Origin of the sequence: Cupriavidus gilardii (assembly GCF_013347325.1) — a bacterium.
Lineage (GTDB): Bacteria > Pseudomonadota > Gammaproteobacteria > Burkholderiales > Burkholderiaceae > Cupriavidus > Cupriavidus gilardii.
Genome location: NZ_CP054626.1, coordinates 3423876 through 3443786, shown reverse-complemented (window position 1 = coordinate 3443786; position 19911 = coordinate 3423876). Strand labels below are relative to the sequence as shown.

Genomic DNA, 19911 nt, shown 5'->3' with positions numbered 1-19911 from the left:
TCGCAGGACAGGCGCCAACACAAGGAATAGCATCACCGTGTTCGCGCGCGTGCAGCCTTGCTGCCGTGTTGCTCCCGCGCCTTTCCGACTACGCCCGAACGCTCCCGGAAAAAGTCCAAACAGAGACCTTGCCATGGCTTCGCGAATCGATTCCCTGTCTGCCGAACTGGGCAATGTGCCCGATGCCGCCGTGACACCGGCCGCGCCCGCCGCACCCGCGGCGCACAGCGCGGCCGCCGCAGGCGAGCGCACCGGCTTCCGCGTGCTGTCCGCCATCAGCTTCGCCCACATGCTCAACGACATGATCCAGTCGTTGATCCTGGCGATCTACCCGATGCTCAAGGGCGGCTTCAACCTGAGCTTCGTGCAGATCGGGCTGCTGACGCTGACCTACCAGATCACCGCCTCGCTGCTGCAGCCGCTGGTCGGCCTGTACACCGACAAGCACCCGAAGCCGCATTCGCTGGCGGTCGGCATGGGGTTCACGCTGGCGGGTCTGCTGCTGTTGTCGGTCGCGCCCAGCTATGGCGTGTTGCTGGTCGCCGCGGCGCTGGTCGGCACCGGCTCGTCGATCTTCCATCCGGAATCGTCGCGCGTGGCGCGCATGGCTTCGGGCGGGCGCCACGGGCTGGCGCAGTCGATCTTCCAGGTCGGCGGCAATGTTGGCAGCGCGGCCGGCCCGCTGCTGGCAGCGGTGGTGGTGCACACCCAGGGCAGCATCGCCTGGCTGTCGCTGGCGGCCCTGCTGGCGATCGCGGTGCTGTGGCGCGTGGGCGGCTGGTATGGCCAGCGGCTGGCCGAGCATGCCCGCGCGGCGCGCAAGGCGATGGCCAGCGCGCCGCGGCTGCCGGCCCGCACCGTCGCGCGCGCGATGGCGGTGCTGATGGTGCTGCTGTTCTCGAAGTACTTCTATATGGCTTCGCTGGGCACCTATTACACCTTCTATCTGATGGAGCGCTTTGGCGTGCCGCAGCGCTCGGCCCAGCTCTATCTGTTCGCCTTCCTGTTCGCGGTGGCGGTCGGCACCATCCTCGGCGGCCCGATCGGCGACCGCATCGGCCGCAAGCGGGTGATCTGGTTCTCGATCCTCGGCGTTGCGCCGTTCACGCTGATGCTGCCCCATGCCGACCTGTTCTGGACCGCCGCGCTGTCGCTGGTGATCGGCTTCATCCTGGCCTCGGCGTTCTCCGCGATCCTGGTGTTCGCGCAGGAACTGATTCCGGGCAAGGTCGGCATGGTGTCGGGCCTGTTCTTCGGCCTGGCCTTCGGCATGGGCGGCATCGGCGCCGCGGTGCTCGGCGGCATCGCCGACGCGCACGGCATCGAGACGGTCTACCGCTGGTGCGCCTACTTGCCGCTGCTCGGCGTGCTGGCCGTGTTCCTGCCGGAAACCCGCAAGCGCGCCTCGTAGTCCGGATCCAGGCGCGACAGCAGGGCGGTCGCGGCGGCCGGCGCGCGCTCCTTGTCGCCGTTGATGAAGAACACGAAGACGTCCCGGCGGTCCGCCAGGACGTCATTGTTTTCGACGCGCGGAAGGTCTTCCGGCGCCTCGCCACGCGCCCACGCCTGCGCATGCTGGGCCCACGCGTCTAGCGCCTTTGGCGCGTAGCCGTACTTGAGCTTGGCGTTGCTGCGCATCAGCCGTGCGTAGACGAAGTCCCCGGTCACATCGGCGAACGATGGGAATTTCTCGGCGTCGGTGAACACCGTCGCCGCCTTGTATTGGCGAGCCAACGCCAGGAATTGCGCGCAGGCAAAGCTGGCGTGGCGTACTTCCAGCACATGGCGCAGCGGGATGCCATCGGCTTGCGGCGGCAGCAGCGCCAGAAACGCCTCGAAGTCGCCGGGCTCGAACGCCTTGCTGGGCGCGAACTGCCAGACGATCGGCCCGAGCTTTGGGCCCAGTTCGGTAATGCCGCTGTCGAGAAAACGCTCGACCGACTCCCCGGCTTCGGCCAGTACGCGGCGGTTCGTCGCAAAACGCGACGCCTTGACCGAGAAAACGAAATCGTCGGGCGTCTGCTCCTTCCACTTGATGAACGACGCGCGTTTCTGCGTACCGTGATAGGTGCTGTTGATCTCGATCGCCGTCAGCCGGCTGCTGGCGAACTCGAGCTCGCGCGCCTGCGTCAGCTTTGGCGGGTAGAACGTGCCGCGCCAGGGGGCATAGGTCCAGCCACCGATGCCGACGCGGATCACGCCGGCCTCAGTCGATGCATTCGCTGCCATGACGATCCTCCTCCGATTCAGCGATTCACTTCCGATGGCGTGATCGCGGGGTACTTGGCGGCATTGAGCGCGATCTTGTCGCGCACCGCGGCGTCGAGATCGACTTCCAGCACACTGGCCAGCTCGACCAGATAGATCAGGATGTCGGCCAGCTCCTGCCGCACATGCTCGCGCTCGTCCGTCGCCATCACGGTGAGAGACTGCTGCTCCGTCTTCCACTGAAAGATTTCCACCAGCTCGGCCACCTCGACGCTCAGAGCCATCGACAGGTTCTTCGGCGAGTGGTACCGCGCCCAATCGCGGGCGCGAATGAAGTCGTTCAGCACCTGTTGCAAACGCTCGGTTTCAATCAGCTTCATCTGCACGTCCTTGCCTGCCGTCGGTTGTCCGGTGGGCTACTTTACCGTGCCTGGCTCCGGCCCGGTTCGATGCCCCGCCGCTTGCTCCGTCGGTCCGGCCGGTTCGTTGGCGAGCACCTCGGCCGCCCAATGCGCAAAGGCTTCGCCGCGCGTCGAGCCCAGTCGCACGCCAACCAGCAGCACCGCGTCCAGGGCGTAGCAGGTCGGACCTGGCACGACACCATCGTCGCGCTGGGCCTCCTTGCGGATCGACGCCGAACCGAGCCTGCGCCCGCAGAAGGCGGCCTTCAATTGCCTGGCGACATCCTGCTCCGAGGTCCGGTACAGCTTCGCGATATTGTCGAGCGTCATCCACAGCTTGCCGTCGAGCACGCGGCAGGTGATGCGCGTCAGCGAGTCATCGGTCTGGTAGTAGCGCCGGTCGGCGCTGTCGGCATTGGCGTTCTCTGTCAGGGTCGACATCCCATGGTCTCCAGCGTTGAAGAACGAGGTGAAGACGCAAGGTATCGCCTTCCGAAGGTGCGCATGTACAGCCGGCGCCGATCGGGCGACGCTTTCTAGTGAATTTGGCGCGAAAACTAATGCTGGCGGCGGCAACGGGGCGGATACGCGCGAGCAGTCCGGAATCGCAACGGCGCGGCAGGAAACGGGCGAGGGGAGGGCGCAGGCAGGAAAACGGCGGAGCGAGAAAAAAAAGCCAACTACCAAAGGAAGGATGACGTGCGACCCAACGAGGAGCTGGGGTTGGTAGCTGGCTCCCGCAAAACGCTGACGGGCGAACCGACAAACGCGATCGTAGGTGGGTCGGTTGGCCGGTTCTTTTGAAAAACTCGGAACGCTGTAACGGCTGGCAAGCCACTGAGATCAAATCCAGCCTTCATCGACGTATCGCCGCCGAGACGGCTGGTACACCGATTGCAAACCAGCCTACGGTCGCGAAGCGTCTTCGTAAGGCTCCAAGCCCGCGTGCCGAGGACAAGTCGACCGCAGGCCGTCTATGTGCTCGTTGAGATTTGGTGGGATGCGCTGCCACATCGGGTCAAGGATGAAGTCGATTCCCTCACGCCGGGCCTGCTTTGCCGCCGGTACGAAGTCAGCGTCGCCCGCTATCAGCACGATCTGGTCAACCTGCTTTTTGAACGCCGGCGAGGACACATCGACGCCGATTCGCATGTCGACACCTTTTTGCCGGATATCGACCATCACGTCGTCCGGCGTCAGCTCCGGCATCTGAAGCCTTCCGGCTAACAGCTCGGCCACCTTGGAAGCCTTGATGGTCCACTGGCTGTAGCTGGAAAGATGCCCGAGCCGGAGTGCCACCTTGCGCATCCCGCGTAGATGCTCATGTAGCTCAAGTCGGAAAGCCGCCTCTGCCGATTTGGCGAAGTCGACAATTCTCTTGTTGATCGGGTTGTGCATCTTCTTGGTCAACGGAGGGCAGTCGTAAAAGAAGATCCGATACAACTCGCGACGATCCTGTGGCCGTCGCTGGCGCTCCGGAGATGCATCGCTCCCAGTGCCGTTTGGACGTGGCGAAAGATGGGCGCATGCCCACCTATGAGCGCACTCCGCCGCCCGGCGTGCGTCATGGGCATTCTGCGGCTCGATTGCCCGAAAGCGCTTGATGAAGAAGGCCCCGTCGATGAGGATAGCCGTCGGCATGCTGACTCCTGTGGCCCCCATTTCTACGTCAAGACGCAAAAAGCCCAGGGGGTCGGCGCGCTGCTGGATGATTGCAACGGCTTACTGCCAAGGGCTGGATGCAGCGCAATCTAGCATTGGTCAGGGTCCGGGACAACAGCAATCCAGATACCTGTCAGTAAAAGAAAGAAAGCGCCCGAAGGCGCTTTCCTTGTGCTGCCGGACCGCTGCGATCAGCGGGCGGTGCCGTTCTGCGGCGTCGGCGCGGATGCCACCGGGCCGGTTTCCGACAGCCCGCCGCCCAACGCCCGATACAGGTCGATCGCGTTGTTCAGCCGCAGCTGGCGCGCCTGGATCAGTGCCTGTTCGGCGGTGAACAGTTGCCGCTGCGCGTCCAGCGTTTCGAGCTGCCCGGTGATGCCGCTGCGGAAGCGCAGGTTGGCCAGTTCGAAGCGCGCCGCTTCGGCGTTGCGCACCTGCTCCTGGCTGGCGACCTGTTCTTCCAGCGTGCCGCGCGCAACCAGCGCGTCGGCGACCTCGCGGAAGGCCACCTGGATGGTCTTCTCGTAGTTCGCCACCTGGATGTTCTTGCGCACGTTGGCCAGGTCCAGGTTCGACATGTTGCGGCCGAAGTCGAAGATCGGCAGCACCAGCTGCGGCGCGAACGACCACGCCTTGGTGCCGGCCTCGAACAGCCCGGAGAAGTCGCGGCTCATGCTGCCCAGCTGGGTGGTCAGCGAGATGCGCGGGAAGAACGCGGCGCGGGCGGCGCCGATATTCGCGTTGGCCGACAGCAGTTGCTGTTCCGCCTGGCGGATATCGGGACGCTGCTCGAGCAGGTCCGACGGCAGCCCCGGCGGGATGTCGGTGACGAAGCGTTCGTCCGACAGCGTGCGCGGCGGCGGCAGGTTCGGGATCGCGCCGAGCGGGGTGCCGACCAGCACCTCCAGCGCGTTGCGCGCCTGCGCACGCTGGCGCGCCAGCTCGGCGGCCGACACGCGGGCCTGGGCCACCAGCGACTCGTTGTCGCGCAGGTCCAGCGCCGAGGTGGCGCCCGCCTCGAAGCGCTGCTGCGCCAGGCGAAAGGTTTCCTCGCGGGTCTTCAGCGTGTTCTGCGCGATCTGGTACTGCTCGTCATAGGCGCGCTCGGCCAGATAGGCCTTGGCGACTTCCGACACCAGCGAGATCTGCGCGGCGCGGCGCGCTTCCTCGGTGGCGAAGTACTGCGCCAGCGCGGCGTTGGACAGGCTGCGCACGCGCCCGAAGAAATCGAGCTCGTAAGAGGTGATCGCGCCGCCGGCCTGCCAGTACCCGGCGGTATAGCCCTGGCCCGAGGGCGAGGCCGCGCCCGAGACCTGCTGGCGCGTATAGCCGCCTGTCGCGTTGACGGTCGGCAGCAGGTCGGCGCGCTGCACCTGGTACAGCGCGCGCGCTTCCTCGATGCGCAGCGCGGCGGTGCGCAGATCGCGGTTGTTGTTCAGCGCGGTCTCGATCATCGCCTGCAGGCGCGCATCGCGGAAGAACTCGCGCCAGCCGATGTCGGCGGCGCGGCGGCTTTCGCCGGTCTTCACCTCGGACTGGCCGTAGCCTTCGGTAGCGGTCGGGAATTCGGCCGCCACCGGCGCGGCCGGCCGCTCATAGCGCGGCGCCAGCGTGCAGCCGGACAGCACGCCGGCCACCAGCAGCAGCGCGGTCAGTGTCTTGGTCATGTCAGATTTCCTCCTTCGGGTCCAGCCACTTCTGGTCCAGCATGCGCTGACGCTCGCTGCCCTTGAAGCGTTTGCGGATCACCACGAAGAACACGGGCACCAGGAAGATCGCCAGCACGGTGGCGGTGATCATGCCCCCCATCACGCCGGTACCGATCGCGCGCTGGCTGCCCGAACCGGCGCCGGTCGAGATCGCCAGCGGCAGCACGCCGAGGATGAACGCGAACGACGTCATCAGGATCGGCCGGAAGCGCAGGTGCACCGCCTCCAGCGTCGCGTCGATCAGGCTGCGCCCCTGCGCCTGCAGGTCCTTGGCGAATTCCACGATCAGGATCGCGTTCTTCGCCGACAGGCCGATGGTGGCGATCAGGCCCACCTTGAAGTAGACATCGTTGGGCATGCCGCGCAGCGTCACGCCGAGCAGCGCGCCGAGCACGCCCAGCGGCACCACCAGCAGCACCGCGGCCGGGATCGACCAGCTTTCGTACAGCGCGGCCAGGCACAGGAACACGATGATCAGCGACAGCGTGTACAGCATCGGTTCCTGCGCGCCGGCCAGCCGCTCTTCGAACGACTGACCCGACCACTCGAAGCCGAAGCCCGGCGGCAGCTTGGCGAACATCTCTTCCATCGCGGCCATCGCCTCGCCGGTACTGCGGCCCGGCGCGGCCTGGCCGGCCAGCTTGACCGCCGGCAGGCCGTTGTAGCGCTCCAGACGCGGCGAGCCCATGATCCACTTCGACGTCGCGAACGCCGCGAAGGCCACCATGTCGCCGTTGCTGTTGCGTACGCGCAGCTTGGTCAGGTCGTCCGGCAGGCGGCGGTCCGCGCCCTCGGCCTGGGCGATCACGCGGCGCACGCGGCCCTCGTAGATGAAGTCATTGACGTACGAGGAGCCGAACGCGATCGACAGCGTCGAGTTGATGTCGGCGATCGACACGCCCAGCGCGCGCGCCTTCTCGCGGTCGATGTCGATCTGCAGCTGCGGCGCGTCTTCCTGGCCTTCCGGACGCACGCCGGCCAGCACCGGATTCTGCGCGGCCATGCCGAGCATCATGTTGCGCGCTTCCATCAGCTTGGCGTGACCCTGGCCCGAGCGGTCCTGCAGGCGGAAGTCGAAGCCGGACGAGTTGCCCAGTTCCGGAATCGCCGGCGGGTTCAGCGGGAAGATGATCGCGTCCTTGATGAACGACAGCGCGCCGAAGGCACGGCCCACCAGGGCCTGCGCGGTCTCGTCCGAACCGGTGCGCTCCTTCCAGTCCTTCAGCCGCACGAATGCGATACCGCCGTTCTGGCCGCGGCCGAAGAACGAGAAGCCCGCCACCGTGATCATCTGGTCGACGATCTTGCTTTCCTTCTGCAGGTAGTAGTCCTCGATCTGCTTGAGCACGCCGAGGGTGCGCTCCTGCGTCGCGCCATTGGGCAGCTGCACCACGGTGATCGTGTAGCCCTGGTCCTCGTCAGGCAGGAACGACGACGGCAGGCGCTGGAACAGCAGCACGACGGCGGCGACGATCAGGCCGTACAGGATCAGGTAGCGGCCGGTACGGCCCAGGATCTTCGCCACCATGCTCTGGTAGCCGGTGGCCGCCCGCGCGAAGGTGCGGTTGAACCAGCCGAAGAAGCCCTTCTTCTCGTGGTGATGGCCCGCCTCGACCGGCTTGAGCAGCGTGGCGCACAGTGCCGGGGTCAGCGTCAGCGCCATCAGCGCCGAGAAGGCCATCGACGCGATCAGCGACAGCGAGAACTGGCGATAGATGTTGCCGACCGAACCGGCGAAGAACGCCATCGGGATGAACACGGCGGTCAGCACCAGCGTGATGCCGACGATCGCGCCGGTGATCTGGCCCATCGCCTTGCGGGTCGCCTCGCGCGGGGACAGCCCTTCCTCGCTCATGATCCGCTCGACGTTCTCGACCACCACGATCGCGTCGTCCACCAGGATACCGATGGCCAGCACCATGCCGAACATCGTCAGCACGTTGATCGAGAAGCCGAACGCCAGCAGCATGCCGAACGTACCGAGCAGCGCGACCGGCACCACCAGCGTCGGGATGATCGTGGCGCGGAAGTTCTGCAGGAACAGGTACATCACCAGGAACACCAGCACGATCGCTTCGAGCAGCGTCTTGACCACTTCCTCGATCGAGATCTTGACGAAGGCCGAGGTGTCGTACGGCACGGTGTACTCGTAGTCCGCCGGGAAGAACTTCGACAGCTCCTCCATCTTCGCGCGCACCGCGGTGGCGGTGGCCAGCGCGTTGGCGGTCGGCGCGAGCTTGATCGCGATCGCGGCCGACTGCTTGCCGTTGGTACGGGCGACGGTCGAATAGTCGGCGCCGCCCAGTTCCACGCGGCCGACGTCGCGGATGCGCACCTGCGAGCCGTCCGGATTCACGCGCAACAGGATGTTGGCGAATTCCTCGGGCGTCGACAGCCGGCTCTGCGTGGTCACCGTGGCGTTCAGCTCGGTACCGCGCGGCGACGGCGTGCCGCCCAGTTCGCCGACGGCGACCTGGATGTTCTGCTCGGAGATCGCCGCGGTGACGTCCAGCGGGGTCAGGTTGTAGCCGGTCAGCTTGGCCGGATCCAGCCACACCCGCATCGCATACTCGGTGCCGAACAGGTCGGCCTGGCCGACGCCGGGCACGCGGCGGATCGAGTCCAGCACGCTGGCCGACACGTAATTGCCCAGCTCGATCGCGCTGGCGCTACCGGACTTGGACGTCACGGTCAGGAACATCATGTAGTTGTTCCCGGCCTTCTCGACACGCACGCCCTGCTGGCGCACTTCCGCCGGCAGGCGCGCCTCGACGCGCTTCAGGCGGTTCTGCACCTCGACCGAGTTCAGGTCGACGTTGGTACCCGGCTGGAAGGCGATGGTGATCGTCGCCAGGCCGGTCGACTCGCTGGTCGACTGGTAGTACATCAGCCCGGGCGCGCCATTGAGCTCCTGCTCGATCACCGAGGTGACCGAGTCTTCGAGCGTCTTGGCGGAGGCGCCGGGGTAGGTCGCCGTGACCGAAATGGTCGGCGGCGCGATGTTGGGATATTGGGCGATCGGCAGCTGCGTGATCGACAATATCCCGCCCAGCACGATGATCAGCGCGATCACCCACGCGAACACCGGCCGGTCGATGAAAAACTTGGCCATGAGGCTGGCTCCCTTTGTATTCCGCTATCTGCTTGCGCTTACCGCTAGGCGCGGTGCTCAGCCCTGCTTGGCCGCAGCCGCCGAAGCGGCCGCCGGTGCCGAGGCGCCGCCCTGGCCACCAGCCGCGGCCGCGCCGCTCGCGCCACCGGCCGGGGCCTGTGCCTGGAACGGCACTGCCTTGGCCGGCGCACCCGGCTTGACCTTCTGCAGGCCCTCGACGATCACCTTCTCGCCGCCCTTCAGGCCTTCGGTGACGACCCAGCGATCGCCGATCGCCGGTCCGACCTTGACCGGTACCGCGGCGACGTTGCCGTCCGCGCCGACCACCAGCACCGAGGCGCCCTGGCCGCTGCGGATCAGGCCGCGTTGCGGCACGGTCAGCGCGTTCTCGTCGACACCCTGCTCGACCCGCACGCGCACATAGGTGCCCGACAGCAGATCACGGCGGGGATTCGGGAACTGCGCACGCAGCGTGATCGCGCCAGTGCTCGGGTCGACCGTCATGTCGGAGAACAGCAGCTTGCCGGTCTCGCTGTATTCGGTGCCGTCCTCGAGGAACAGGCGCACCTTGGCACCGCCGTCGACGCCCTTGATGGCGCCCGACTCGATGGCACGGCGCAGCCGCATCACCTCGGTGGCGGGCTGGGTGAACGTCACCCAGATCGGATCGACCTGCTCGACCAGCGCCAGCTGGGTCGCCTGGCCGTTGCCGACCAGCGCGCCCTCGGTCACCAGCGCACGGCCGGCACGGCCCGAAATCGGCGCCGTGACCGTGGTATAGCCCAGGTTGATCTGGGCCGTGGTGACGGCCGCCTTGGCCGAGGCGATCTCGGCGGCGGCCTGGCCGGCAGCCGCGACAGCCTCGTCATATTCCTGCTTGCTGACCGCGTTGACGGCGACCAGCGGCTTGTAGCGCTCGGCCTTCTGCCGCGCGGCGACCGCATTGGCCTCGGCCCGGGCCAGACTGGCCTTGGCCGACGCCAATTGGGCCTGGTACGGCGCCGGGTCGATCTTGAACATCACCTGGCCGGCCTTGACCTCGCCGCCCTCACGGTAGTTGCGCGACAGCACGATACCTTCGACGCGCGCCCGCACTTCGGCGGTGCGCACGCCCTCGAGACGGCCCGGCAGCTCGTTGACGACCGGCACCGCCGTCGGCGTCACCGTCACCACGCCCACCTCGGGCGGCGGCATCGCGCCGCCCTGCGGGGCGTCGTTGCCGCAGGCGGACAGCGTGAGTACCGTCAGCGCAGCGGTAACGGCAAGCAAACTCGAACGTTGGGACTTCCTCATCGATAACCCCGTGATGGCAATTTGAGATCGGCCGGATACGCCAAACGCCGGCCCAGAGCTAAGGGGCCGGCGTGGACGTCCTGTGCGGCAGAACTCCACGACGGACCGTCGTGGAGAAAAAGAACAATACTAGCCACAAACCGCAATGGTGCCGTATGGATTGCGACAGATGGTCGCGTATGCGTCACTACATGCAGCCCGCAGGACCCGAATGGTCAGGATCTCTTGGTAGAAAGATGCGCAGGGCTGGTCCAAATTGTGGCTAGCGCGTAGTATATATACATTCAAGCATGTATGTAAGAGAAATATTGCACCGCAAGGATGCCCCGTCTCTTTGCCGGCCGCCGGCCGCTTTGCCGGTCGGTTTCATGCCTTTTGCAATTGGGCACCGACCGCATATGCGAGGGCAACCGGGATCGGTTAGCATGCCGCCCGTCGCACCGCAGCAAAACAGAGGCAGGAAGTCCAGTGGTATCGCAGTTTCGTGACGGATTCGTTTCTTTCGTGGCTGGCCGGCGACCGCAGGTACCCGCCGCGATCCTCGGCGAAGCCGTCCCATTCGTCCCCACCGCCCACTGAAGACACCGCTTATGGCCAGACGTACCAAGGAAGAAGCCCTCGAGACGCGACATCGCATCCTCGACGCGGCCGAGGCCGTATTCCATGCGCGCGGCGTGGCGCGGCCCTCGCTGGCCGATATCGCCGAGGCCGCCGGGGTGACCCGGGGGGCGATCTACTGGCATTTCAAGAACAAGAGCGATCTGTTTTCCGCCATGTGCGACCGCGTGCATCTGCCAGTCGAGGCGCTGTGCGAACCCGAGCGGATCGCCAGCCAGGAGGACCCGCTCGGCGGCATCCGCGACATCGTCGCGCTGGTGTTCCGCGAGACGGTGGTCAATCCGCAATGGCGGCGCGTGTTCGAGATCGTATTCCACAAGTGCGAGATGGTGGACGACAACGGCGCCATCCTCGAGCGCCAGCGGCAGTCGCACGAGCAGGGCTTGCTGAAGATGCGCGAGCACCTGCGTCTGGCGGTCGATCGCGGCCAGCTGTCGGCGGACCTCGATCTGGACCTGGCGGTCAACGCCTTCCACGCCGCCATCGGCGGCGTGCTGGCCCACTGGCTGTTCGCGCCGGGCGACTTCGACCTGAATGCCGACGCGGAACGGCTCGCCGACGTCTTCGTCGACACGCTGCGCTTCGCCCCGTCGCTGCGCAAGGGCTATGTGCCGCGGCCGATGGCCAGGCTGGACGAGGAAATGGCGGCCCTGCGGCTCAAGGTCCAACAGCAGCAGTGCGCGGGCGGCTGACGCGCCGCGCGGCCACCCGCCGCAACGCGCTCGTGCCGTCCCGTCGCTTCCCCTTGTCCGGACTTCACCCTTTCATCGCCTCGCGCCAGCGCGCGAGGAAGGCCTGCTTGCGCAGCGTGTCCTGCGCCGCCAGCAAGCCCGGACCGACGCTGATCGGCTTGAAGGCGTAGCCCAGCCGCTCGGCCAGCGCCGCCGCGGTATGGCCGCTCCTGGTGTCGGTGCGGATCGTATAGAGCCGCGACGCCGAACGCGCCAGCAGTGCCTGTCCCTCGCGGGACAGCAGGAAATCGAGCCATAGCCGCGCGGCCCACGGATGCGGCGCGCGGCGCGCGATGAAGGCGACGCGCGACATCACCAGCGTGTAGTCGCTCGGCGCCACCACGCCGATCGCCGCGCCGCGCTCCATCAGCGACAGCGCATACGAGCCCAGCAGGTTGTAGGCCAGCACCAGTTCGCCGCTGGCGACCGACTCGACCATGTCGGCGGTCGACGCCGACAGCCGCACGCCGGCCCGCCCGAGCGCCTGCGCCAGATACCAGAACTCGCCGCCCATGCGCGCATCCTGCTGCGCGAGCAGATAGCCGACGCCGGAGCGCTCGATATCGTAGGTGACCACGCGCCCGCGCCAGCGCGCTGCGTTGTCCTGCAGCAGCCTGGCCAGCGCGCTGCGGCTGCGCGGCACCGGCATGCCGTCGAAATGGCGGCGGTTGTAGACGATCACCGCCGGCTCGAAGGTGGTGCCCCAGGCCTCCTCGCGCCAGCTTGCCCAGCCCGGCAGGCCCGCGCGCTCGGGCGACGCGTAGTGCAGCGCGTGGCCGTCGTTGACCAGCTTGATCTGCAGGTCCATCGCGGTACTCCACAGCACGTCGGCGTGATCGGCGCGGACCGGCTGCGCGGACTCGGCGAGAAAACGCTGGTTCAGCTCGATGGTGTTCAGGTCCCGATAGCCGACCTTGACGCCGGGAAAACGCGCCTCGAAGGCATCGAGCAGCGGCCGGGCGACATCCTCGTCGGTCGACGCATAGACCGTGACCATGCCTTCGCGCTGGGCACGCGCGATGATCTGCGGGTAGTCGGCCGGATAGCCGGGCGGCGGGTTCACCGGACTCGGCGCGGCGCCCGGCGCCGCGAATGCGCGTTGCCACGCCAGCGCACCGGCGCCCGCCAGCAGGCGGCGGCGCAGCGAGGAGGGCGGGTCGCCGCGCTCGGCTGATGCAGGCGGATCGGCAGGCATGGAAGGCGGCTGGACAGGCAAGCGGAAGGGGCGCGCGGGGTCGCGGCCGCGCGCGGAAGCGGCGAACCGGCGCGACGGTGGAGCGGTATTATAGGCGCCCGGATCGGGCCGCGAGTCCACGCCCGCATGGCGACATCGGACGCGAACGCAAGCGCGTTCGCCCCCCGCCGCGGACGATTCCCGCATTCGCGTTCCTTCTGGATGTTCCTGTTTCGCGTTCCAACTCCGGCAGGAGGCCGGCATGCGCATTCTGCTGGTCGAAGATGAAACCGAACTCGCGCACTGGGTCGCGCGTGCGCTGGAGCAGGGCGGCTTCGTGGTCGAACACGTGGCCGACGGCCTGCTCGCCGACGCGCGCCTGCAGGCCGAGGAATACGACGCCGTGGTGCTGGACCTGCGCCTGCCCGGCAAGGACGGCCTGTCGGTGCTCAAGGCGATGCGCGGCCGCGACGACCGCACGCCGGTGATGATCCTGACCGCGCAGGACACGCTCGACGAACGCGTGCGCGGCCTGAACCTCGGTGCCGACGATTACCTGCCCAAGCCCTTCGCGCTGGCCGAACTGGAAGCGCGCATCCTGGCGCTGATCCGCCGCAGCCGCGGCCGCGCCCATCCGCGGTTGCAATGCGGCGCGCTGGTGTTCGACGGCGAGACGCGCAGCTTCACGCTCGGCGGCGCGCCGCTGGCGCTGACGCCGCGCGAATCGACGCTGCTCGGCGCGCTGCTGGCGCGCAGCGGCCAGCCGCTGACCAAGGCGCAACTGCTCGACAAGGTGTTCTCGCTGGATGCCGACGTCAATCCCGATGCCATCGAGGTGCTGATCTACCGGCTGCGCAAGAAGCTGTCCGGCCACGGCGTGGCCATCGTCACGCTGCGCGGCTTCGGCTATCTGCTCGAAGCGGAGGCCGCCGCTTGAGCACGCCGGGCGGTCCCCGCGGCGGTCCGCCGCGGCGCTGGCTGCGCGGCAGCCTGCGCCGGCAGTTGCTGGTGCTGCTGCTGCCGGCGCTGGCGGCGATGATGGCGCTCGACAGCTGGCTGACCTACGGCACGCTGCGCGATGCCGCCAATACCGCCTACGACCGCTCGCTGTACGGCTCGGTGCGCGCGATCGACAACGCGATCGGCATGGCCGGCGAAACCGTGCAGCTGACGCTGCCCGACGCCGCCATGGAGATGTTCGAGACCGCGGCGCAGACGCGCGTGTTCTATCGCGTCGCGCTCGAACGCGAGGGCGACGTCGAGACCGTGACCGGCTACGACGACCTGCCGCTGCCGCGCGGCACGCTGTCCAACAACGTGCCGCGCTATTACGACGCGGTCTATCGCGACGCCCCGGTGCGCATCGCCGCGATGGCACGGCCGGTCTACCGGCCCGATGCCCATATGCGCGTGATCATCCAGGTGGCCGAATCGGCCGAGCCGCGCGCGGCCCTGGTCGGCGCGGTGTGGCGCAGCACGCTGGCGCGCGATGCGCTGCTGATCGTGGCCAGCGCGCTGATCCTGGTCGGCGGCGTGACCTTCGTGCTGCGCCCGCTCAAGCGCGTGCGCGACGATGTCGAGGCGCGCCCGCCCGACGACCTGACGCCGCTCGCGGTCGATCCGGTGCCGGCCGAGGTCCGGCCGCTGGTCGATGCGGTCAACCGGCACGTGTCGCGCTCGGCGGCGATGGCGCAGGCCCAGGCGCAGTTCATTGCCGACGCCGCGCATCAGCTGCGTACGCCGCTGGCGATCCTGAAGACGCAGGCGGAATTCGCGCGCCGGCAGCTCGACGGCAGCGGCGATCCGGGCGCCGCGCGCGAGGCGGTCGACGGCATCGTTTCGCAGCTGGAGCAAGCCTCGCGCCTGGCCAACCAGCTGCTGGCGCTGGCGCGGGTACGCCAGCACGAGGCGCAGGCCGGCGACGCTGGCGGGCAAGCGCCGGCACCCGATCCCGTGATCGACGCCGCCGCGGTGGCAGGCCAGGTCGCGCTCGACTATCTGCCGCTGGCGCGCGCCAAGCAGCAGGACTTCGGCTGGGAGGACGGCGGCGGCCGGCCGCTGCCGGTGCGCGCCGACGCGGCGCTGCTGCGCGAGGCGCTGGCCAACCTGGTCCACAACGCGATCCAGTACTCGCCGCGCGGCAGCCGTATCACGCTGTCGGCCGCGCGCGTGCAGGACAGCGCCTGCCTGGCGGTCGAGGACGACGGGCCCGGCATCCCGGCCGAGGAGCGCGAGCAGGTGTTTGCCCGGTTCTATCGCCGCGTCGGCCACGACGAGCCCGGCTCGGGCCTGGGCCTGGCGATCTCGCGCGAGATGGCGGCGCGCTTCGGCGGCAGCGTGACGCTGCACGAGGCCCGCCAGGGGCAGGGGCTGCGGGCCGAGTTGCGGCTGCCGCTGGCCGCCGGCGCGTGAATCGGCCATACCGCGGGCCGCCCCTTTCGATCGCAGCCGATCGCAGCCGACTACCACCGACCACCGCCGCCAGCCCCTTCCAAAGTCCACCCGATCAGCGTAAACCCCAGTCAACAAGCTGAAGTTTTGACAGCTTATTGACAGTTTCCGGCTCCTAGAATCGCCGCCATGGCCGTCCGAGCGGCCACTGGAACCATAAAACCACGATATCGCAAGCAGGAGACGCCATGCGCCGCAACCTCGTTCGACTTCCCCGCCTGTTCCAATTTGCCCTGATCGGCGCCGCCGTGGCGGCCGGTCCGGCGTTCGCCGTCGACACCGCCAAGTTCATGATCGGCGCCAACCCCGGCGGCGGCTGGGACCAGGCCGGCCGCACGCTGGGCGCCGCGATGGTGTCGGCGGGCGTGGCCAAGTCCGCCTCCTACGACAATCGCGGCGGCGCGGGCGGCACCATCGGCCTGACCCAGTTCGTCAACACCGACAAGGGCAATCCCAACGCGCTGCTGGTCACCGGCGCGGTGATGGTCGGCGCGATCGAGACCAACAAGCCCCCGGTCACGCTGAAGAACGCCACGCCGATCGCACGGCTGTTTACCGACACGATGGTGATCACGGTGCCGGCCAGCTCGCCGATCAAGTCGATCAAGGACCTGACCGCGCAGCTCAAGGCCAACCCGGGCAGCGTCAGTTGGGGCGGCGGCTCCAAGGGTTCGATCGACCATATCCTGGCCGGGCTGATCGCCAAGGACATCGGCGTCGATCCGAAGCGCATCAACTACGTGCCGTTCCAGGGCGGCGGCGAGGCCTCGGCCTCGGTGCTGGGCGGCCACGTGACCGCCGGCGTCGCCGGCGTGTCCGAATTCCTGCCCTTCATCAAGAGCGGCAAGATGCGCGCGCTGGCGGTGACCTCGAAGGACCGCGTCGCCGATATTCCGACGCTGAAGGAGCAGGGCATCAACGTCGAGATCTACAACTGGCGCGGCGTCTACGGCGCGCCGGGTATCACGCCCGAGCAACGCAAGGCGCTGACCGACGCGGTGGTCAAGGCGACCGAATCGCCGGCGTGGAAGCAGGCGCTGGCCAAGAACGACTGGACGCCGTTCCTGCTGACCGGCGACGAGTTCGGCAAGTTCGTCGACGCGGAATCGGCCCGCCTGGGCGCGATGCTGCGCGAATTGGGCGTCGCCAAGTAAGGCCTTCCCACCCTCGGCCTGGGCACGCCAGGCCCTTGCCGTCATGGTCCATCGGGCCTGACAGCGGCACCGGCGCCGCGGCCTCCCGGACCGCGGCCCTTCCGTTTCCGCCCCCCGCCGGATGCGCTCCCCGCATCCGGCCTCGATCCGGAGCCCATCGTGAAACCTTCCCACACCGCCATCGGCATCGTCGTGCTGTTGCTGTCGGCCTGCTTCTTCGCCGGCATCCAGGGCATCTCGGGCGAGTCCGGCTATGCCGGCCTGTCGCCGCGTTTCGTTCCGACGCTGGTCGGCGTCGGCCTCGCCATCTGCGGCGCGCTGCTGACCTGGCAGGGCGTGCGCGGCGGCTTTCGCGCGATGCCCGAGGAGGACGCCGAGCTGCCCTCGCAGCCGCACAGCCCCCGCGGCCTGCTGTGGGTCGCCGCCGGCCTGCTGCTGAACATGGCGCTGATCGGCACGCTGGGCTTCGTGCTGGCCTCCACGCTGCTGATGGTCTGCGTCGCGCGCGGCTACGGCAGCCGCCGCTTCGTGCGCGACGCGCTGATCGGGCTGGCGATCACGGTGCCGATGTGGTTGCTGTTCGATTTCCTGCTCGGCATCAACCTGCCGCTGCTGCCGATCGCTGGCCTGTAATCCGCAGGTCAAGGCCAGGAGACAAACAACATGGATACGCTCAATCAATTGATCAACGGCTTTGCCGTCGCGATCACGCCGCTGAACCTGATGTGGGCGCTGGTCGGCTGCTTCCTGGGCACCGCGATCGGCGTGCTGCCCGGCATCGGCCCGGCGCTGACGGTGGCGATGCTGCTGCCGCTGACGGCCAAGGTCGAGCCCACCGCGGCGCTGATCATGTTCGCCGGCATCTACTACGGGGCGATGTACGGCGGCTCGACCACCTCGATCCTGATGAACACGCCGGGCGAGTCGTCGACGATGATCACCGCGATGGAAGGCAACCTGATGGCCAAGCGCGGCCGCGCCGGTCCGGCGCTGGCCACCGCGGCGATCGGCTCCTTCGTCGCTGGCACCATCGCCACCGTGCTGCTGTCGCTGTTCGCACCGGTCGCGGCCGACGTCGCGCTGCAGTTCGGTCCCGGCGAATACTTCATGATCATGCTGCTGGCCTTCACCACGGTATCGGCCGTGCTGGGCTCGTCGCTGCTGCGCGGCATGACCAGCCTGTTCCTGGGCCTGGGCATCGGCCTGGTCGGCATGGATTCGCTGTCGGGCCAGACCCGCTACACGCTCGGCATCCAGGAGCTGTACGACGGCATCGACATCGTGGTCGTCGCGGTCGGCCTGTTCGCGGTCGGCGAGGCGCTGTTCAACGCGTTCTTCCCGCAGCCGGAGGGCACCTTCAACAAGCTCGGGCCGGTGATGATGACGCGCTCGGACTGGAAGCGCTCGATTCCGGCATGGCTGCGCGGCACCTTCATCGGCTTTCCGTTCGGGCTGATCCCGGCGGGTGGCGCCGAGATTCCGACCTTCCTGTCGTACGCCAGCGAGAAGAAGCTGAGCAAGCATCCGGAAGAGTTCGGCAAGGGCGCGATCGAGGGCGTGGCCGGGCCGGAAGCCGCCAACAACGCCGCGGTGACCGCCACGCTGGCGCCGCTGCTGACGCTGGGCATCCCGACCTCGAACACCACGGCGATCATGCTGGCGGCGTTCCAGAACTACAATCTGCAGCCCGGTCCGATGCTGTTCCAGACCTCCGGCGACCTGGTGTGGGGCCTGCTGGCCTCGCTGTATATCGGCAACGTGATGCTGCTGGTGCTGAACCTGCCGGCGATCGGCCTGTGGGTCCGCATGCTGCGCATCCCGACCCCGCTGCTCTATGGCGGCATCCTGATCTTCGCGGGCCTGGGCGCCTACGGCATCCGCCAGTCGGCCTTCGATCTGCTGCTGCTGTTCCTGATCGGCCTGCTCGGCATGGCGATGCGCCGCTTCGACTTCCCGACCGCGCCGGTGATCGTCGGCATGATCCTCGGGCCGATGGCCGAGAAGCAGCTGCGCAACGCGCTGTCGATCAGCCAGGGCGACTGGACGATGTTCCTGCGCCATCCGATCTCGGCGTCGATCCTCGCGCTGACCGTCGCCGTCGTGGTGGTCCCGCGGCTGCTGCGCTGGCTGTCGCGGCGCTCGGCGATGCGGGGCGTGGCCGACGCGGCGAACTGAAGAATTGAAGAACGACATCCGGCGCAACATCGTGCGCCACAATGCGCGACAATGCGCGTGACGCCACAAGGCCCGGAGCTCCCGGGCCTTGTCGTTTGCCTGCTCTCCTCCGACCACAAGAAAAAAGCGGCGGCGTCCTGCGCCAGCCCGCCACCGTCATGCGATCCGTACTCTCCCGTTGGCGTCCGACGCTGCTGACGCTGCTGCTTGGACTGGGCGCCGCCCTGCTGTGCGAATGGCTGCGCACACCGCTGCCGTGGATGATCGGCCCGCTGCTGGCCGTGGCCGCGGCCCGCATGATGGGCGCCGACCTGCGCGCGCCATCGCAGGCCCGCAACGCCGGCCAATGGGCCATCGGCACCTCGCTGGGGCTCTATTTCACGCCGGAGGTGGTGGCCAAGCTGATCGAGTTCTCGCCCTACGTGATCGCCGGCTCGCTGTTCGCGCTGGTGCTCGGCACCGCCGGCGCGCTGCTGCTGCGCCGGACCACCGGGGTCGCGTTCAAGACCGCGTTCTTTTCCACCGCGATCGGCGGCGCCTCCGAGATGGCCAACCTGGCCGAGCGCAACGGCGCACGGATCGACCAGGTCGCGGCCGCGCATTCGCTGCGCGTGTTATTGGTGGTAGTAATCGTGCCTGCGCTTTTTCAATATGGCGGTATTCATGGCCTCGATACCTATATCCCGGGCCCGCGCACCGTCGACGGGTTCGGGCTGGCCGCGCTGATCGCGATCACGGTGGCCGCCGCGCTGCTGATGCAACGGCTGAACCTGCCCAATCCCTTTGTCATCGGCACGCTGATCGCCGCCGCCGTGCTGACCGCCTCGGGCATCGAGCTGTCGGCGATCCCGACCTCGATGAGCCATGCCGGCCAACTGCTGATCGGCGTCTCGCTCGGCGTGCGGTTCTCGCGCGAGTTCCTGCATACGGCCCCGCGCTTCCTGGCCGGCGTGGCGCTGTACACGCTGGTGGCGCTGGTGATATCGGCGCTGTTCGGCTGGGCATTGGCGGCGCTGTCGGGGGCGCATCCGGCCACCGTGATCCTGGGCACCACGCCGGGCGGCATCGCCGAGATGTGCATCACCGCCAAGGTGCTCGAGCTCGGCGTGCCGCTGGTCACGGCCTTCCACGTGATCCGGATGGCCTTCGTGGTGCTGTGTACCGGCCCCCTGTATCATTGGCTGAAACATCGCGCCGCCCCGGAGGAGACCGAGTAGCCGGGC

Annotated in this window: 16 protein-coding genes; 8 read left to right on the top strand and 8 right to left on the bottom strand. The window is 68.0% G+C overall.

Annotation, left to right across the window (positions count from 1 at the left end):
- Positions 1-133 precede the first annotated feature (133 nt).
- Positions 134-1411, top strand: coding sequence for an MFS transporter (locus FOB47_RS25795; protein ID WP_174782359.1), 1278 nt, complete (start codon positions 134-136; stop codon positions 1409-1411).
- Here the strand turns inward: FOB47_RS25795 and FOB47_RS25790 are convergent.
- The 7 genes from FOB47_RS25790 to FOB47_RS25760 form a co-directional block, all read right to left on the bottom strand.
- On the bottom strand, positions 1348-2229 hold the full coding sequence (locus FOB47_RS25790; protein WP_244959389.1) for a DUF72 domain-containing protein: 882 nt from the start codon (positions 2227-2229) through the stop codon (positions 1348-1350). The genes FOB47_RS25795 and FOB47_RS25790 overlap by 64 nt on opposite strands.
- Positions 2230-2246: 17 nt before the next feature.
- Positions 2247-2588 (bottom strand): nucleotide pyrophosphohydrolase, encoded by a 342-nt coding sequence (locus FOB47_RS25785; RefSeq protein WP_053822896.1) that lies wholly within the window; start codon positions 2586-2588, stop codon positions 2247-2249.
- 36 nt (positions 2589-2624) lie between these two features.
- Positions 2625-3050, bottom strand: coding sequence for a virulence RhuM family protein (locus tag FOB47_RS25780; protein WP_053822895.1), 426 nt, complete (start codon positions 3048-3050; stop codon positions 2625-2627).
- A gap of 465 nt (positions 3051-3515) precedes the next feature.
- Complete coding sequence (locus tag FOB47_RS25775) at positions 3516-4250, bottom strand: NYN domain-containing protein (protein ID WP_174782358.1); 735 nt, start codon at positions 4248-4250, stop codon at positions 3516-3518.
- Positions 4251-4462: 212 nt separating this feature from the next.
- The gene (locus FOB47_RS25770) at positions 4463-5938 is read right to left on the bottom strand and encodes an efflux transporter outer membrane subunit (RefSeq protein WP_053822894.1); all 1476 of its coding nucleotides are present in this window, start codon (positions 5936-5938) and stop codon (positions 4463-4465) included.
- A 1-nt stretch (position 5939) separates the two neighbouring features.
- The gene (locus tag FOB47_RS25765) at positions 5940-9092 is read right to left on the bottom strand and encodes an efflux RND transporter permease subunit (protein ID WP_023263838.1); all 3153 of its coding nucleotides are present in this window, start codon (positions 9090-9092) and stop codon (positions 5940-5942) included.
- A gap of 57 nt (positions 9093-9149) precedes the next feature.
- Positions 9150-10385, bottom strand: coding sequence for an efflux RND transporter periplasmic adaptor subunit (locus FOB47_RS25760; RefSeq protein WP_053822893.1), 1236 nt, complete (start codon positions 10383-10385; stop codon positions 9150-9152).
- Positions 10386-10975: 590 nt separating this feature from the next.
- On the opposite strand from FOB47_RS25760, the gene FOB47_RS25755 reads away from it, so the two are divergent.
- Positions 10976-11695 (top strand): TetR family transcriptional regulator, encoded by a 720-nt coding sequence (locus FOB47_RS25755; RefSeq protein WP_174782357.1) that lies wholly within the window; start codon positions 10976-10978, stop codon positions 11693-11695.
- Between the two features lie 64 nt (positions 11696-11759).
- Here FOB47_RS25755 and FOB47_RS25750 read toward each other — a convergent pair whose 3' ends face one another.
- Complete coding sequence (locus FOB47_RS25750) at positions 11760-12929, bottom strand: ABC transporter substrate-binding protein (protein WP_174782356.1); 1170 nt, start codon at positions 12927-12929, stop codon at positions 11760-11762.
- A gap of 241 nt (positions 12930-13170) precedes the next feature.
- Here FOB47_RS25750 and FOB47_RS25745 point away from each other — a divergent pair, with 241 nt between their 5' ends.
- The 6 genes from FOB47_RS25745 to FOB47_RS25720 all read left to right on the top strand — a co-directional run bounded on the left by FOB47_RS25745 (position 13171) and on the right by FOB47_RS25720 (position 19905).
- Positions 13171-13845, top strand: a complete 675-nt coding sequence (locus FOB47_RS25745) for a response regulator (RefSeq protein ID WP_174782355.1) — start codon at positions 13171-13173, stop codon at positions 13843-13845.
- A complete protein-coding gene (locus FOB47_RS25740) occupies positions 13842-15320 on the top strand; it encodes a sensor histidine kinase (protein ID WP_174782354.1) in 1479 nt (492 codons plus the stop codon). Before FOB47_RS25745 ends, FOB47_RS25740 begins: the two co-directional genes overlap by 4 nt.
- A gap of 227 nt (positions 15321-15547) precedes the next feature.
- On the top strand, positions 15548-16513 hold the full coding sequence (locus FOB47_RS25735; RefSeq protein ID WP_174782353.1) for a tripartite tricarboxylate transporter substrate binding protein: 966 nt from the start codon (positions 15548-15550) through the stop codon (positions 16511-16513).
- 159 nt (positions 16514-16672) lie between these two features.
- A complete protein-coding gene (locus FOB47_RS25730) occupies positions 16673-17146 on the top strand; it encodes a tripartite tricarboxylate transporter TctB family protein (protein WP_174782352.1) in 474 nt (157 codons plus the stop codon).
- 30 nt (positions 17147-17176) lie between these two features.
- Entirely contained in the window at positions 17177-18688 is a 1512-nt protein-coding gene (locus FOB47_RS25725; protein WP_174782351.1) for a tripartite tricarboxylate transporter permease, read from the top strand.
- 158 nt (positions 18689-18846) lie between these two features.
- Positions 18847-19905: an AbrB family transcriptional regulator gene (locus FOB47_RS25720; protein ID WP_174782350.1), complete on the top strand. Its 1059-nt coding sequence runs from the start codon at positions 18847-18849 to the stop codon at positions 19903-19905.
- Positions 19906-19911: the final 6 nt, after the last annotated feature.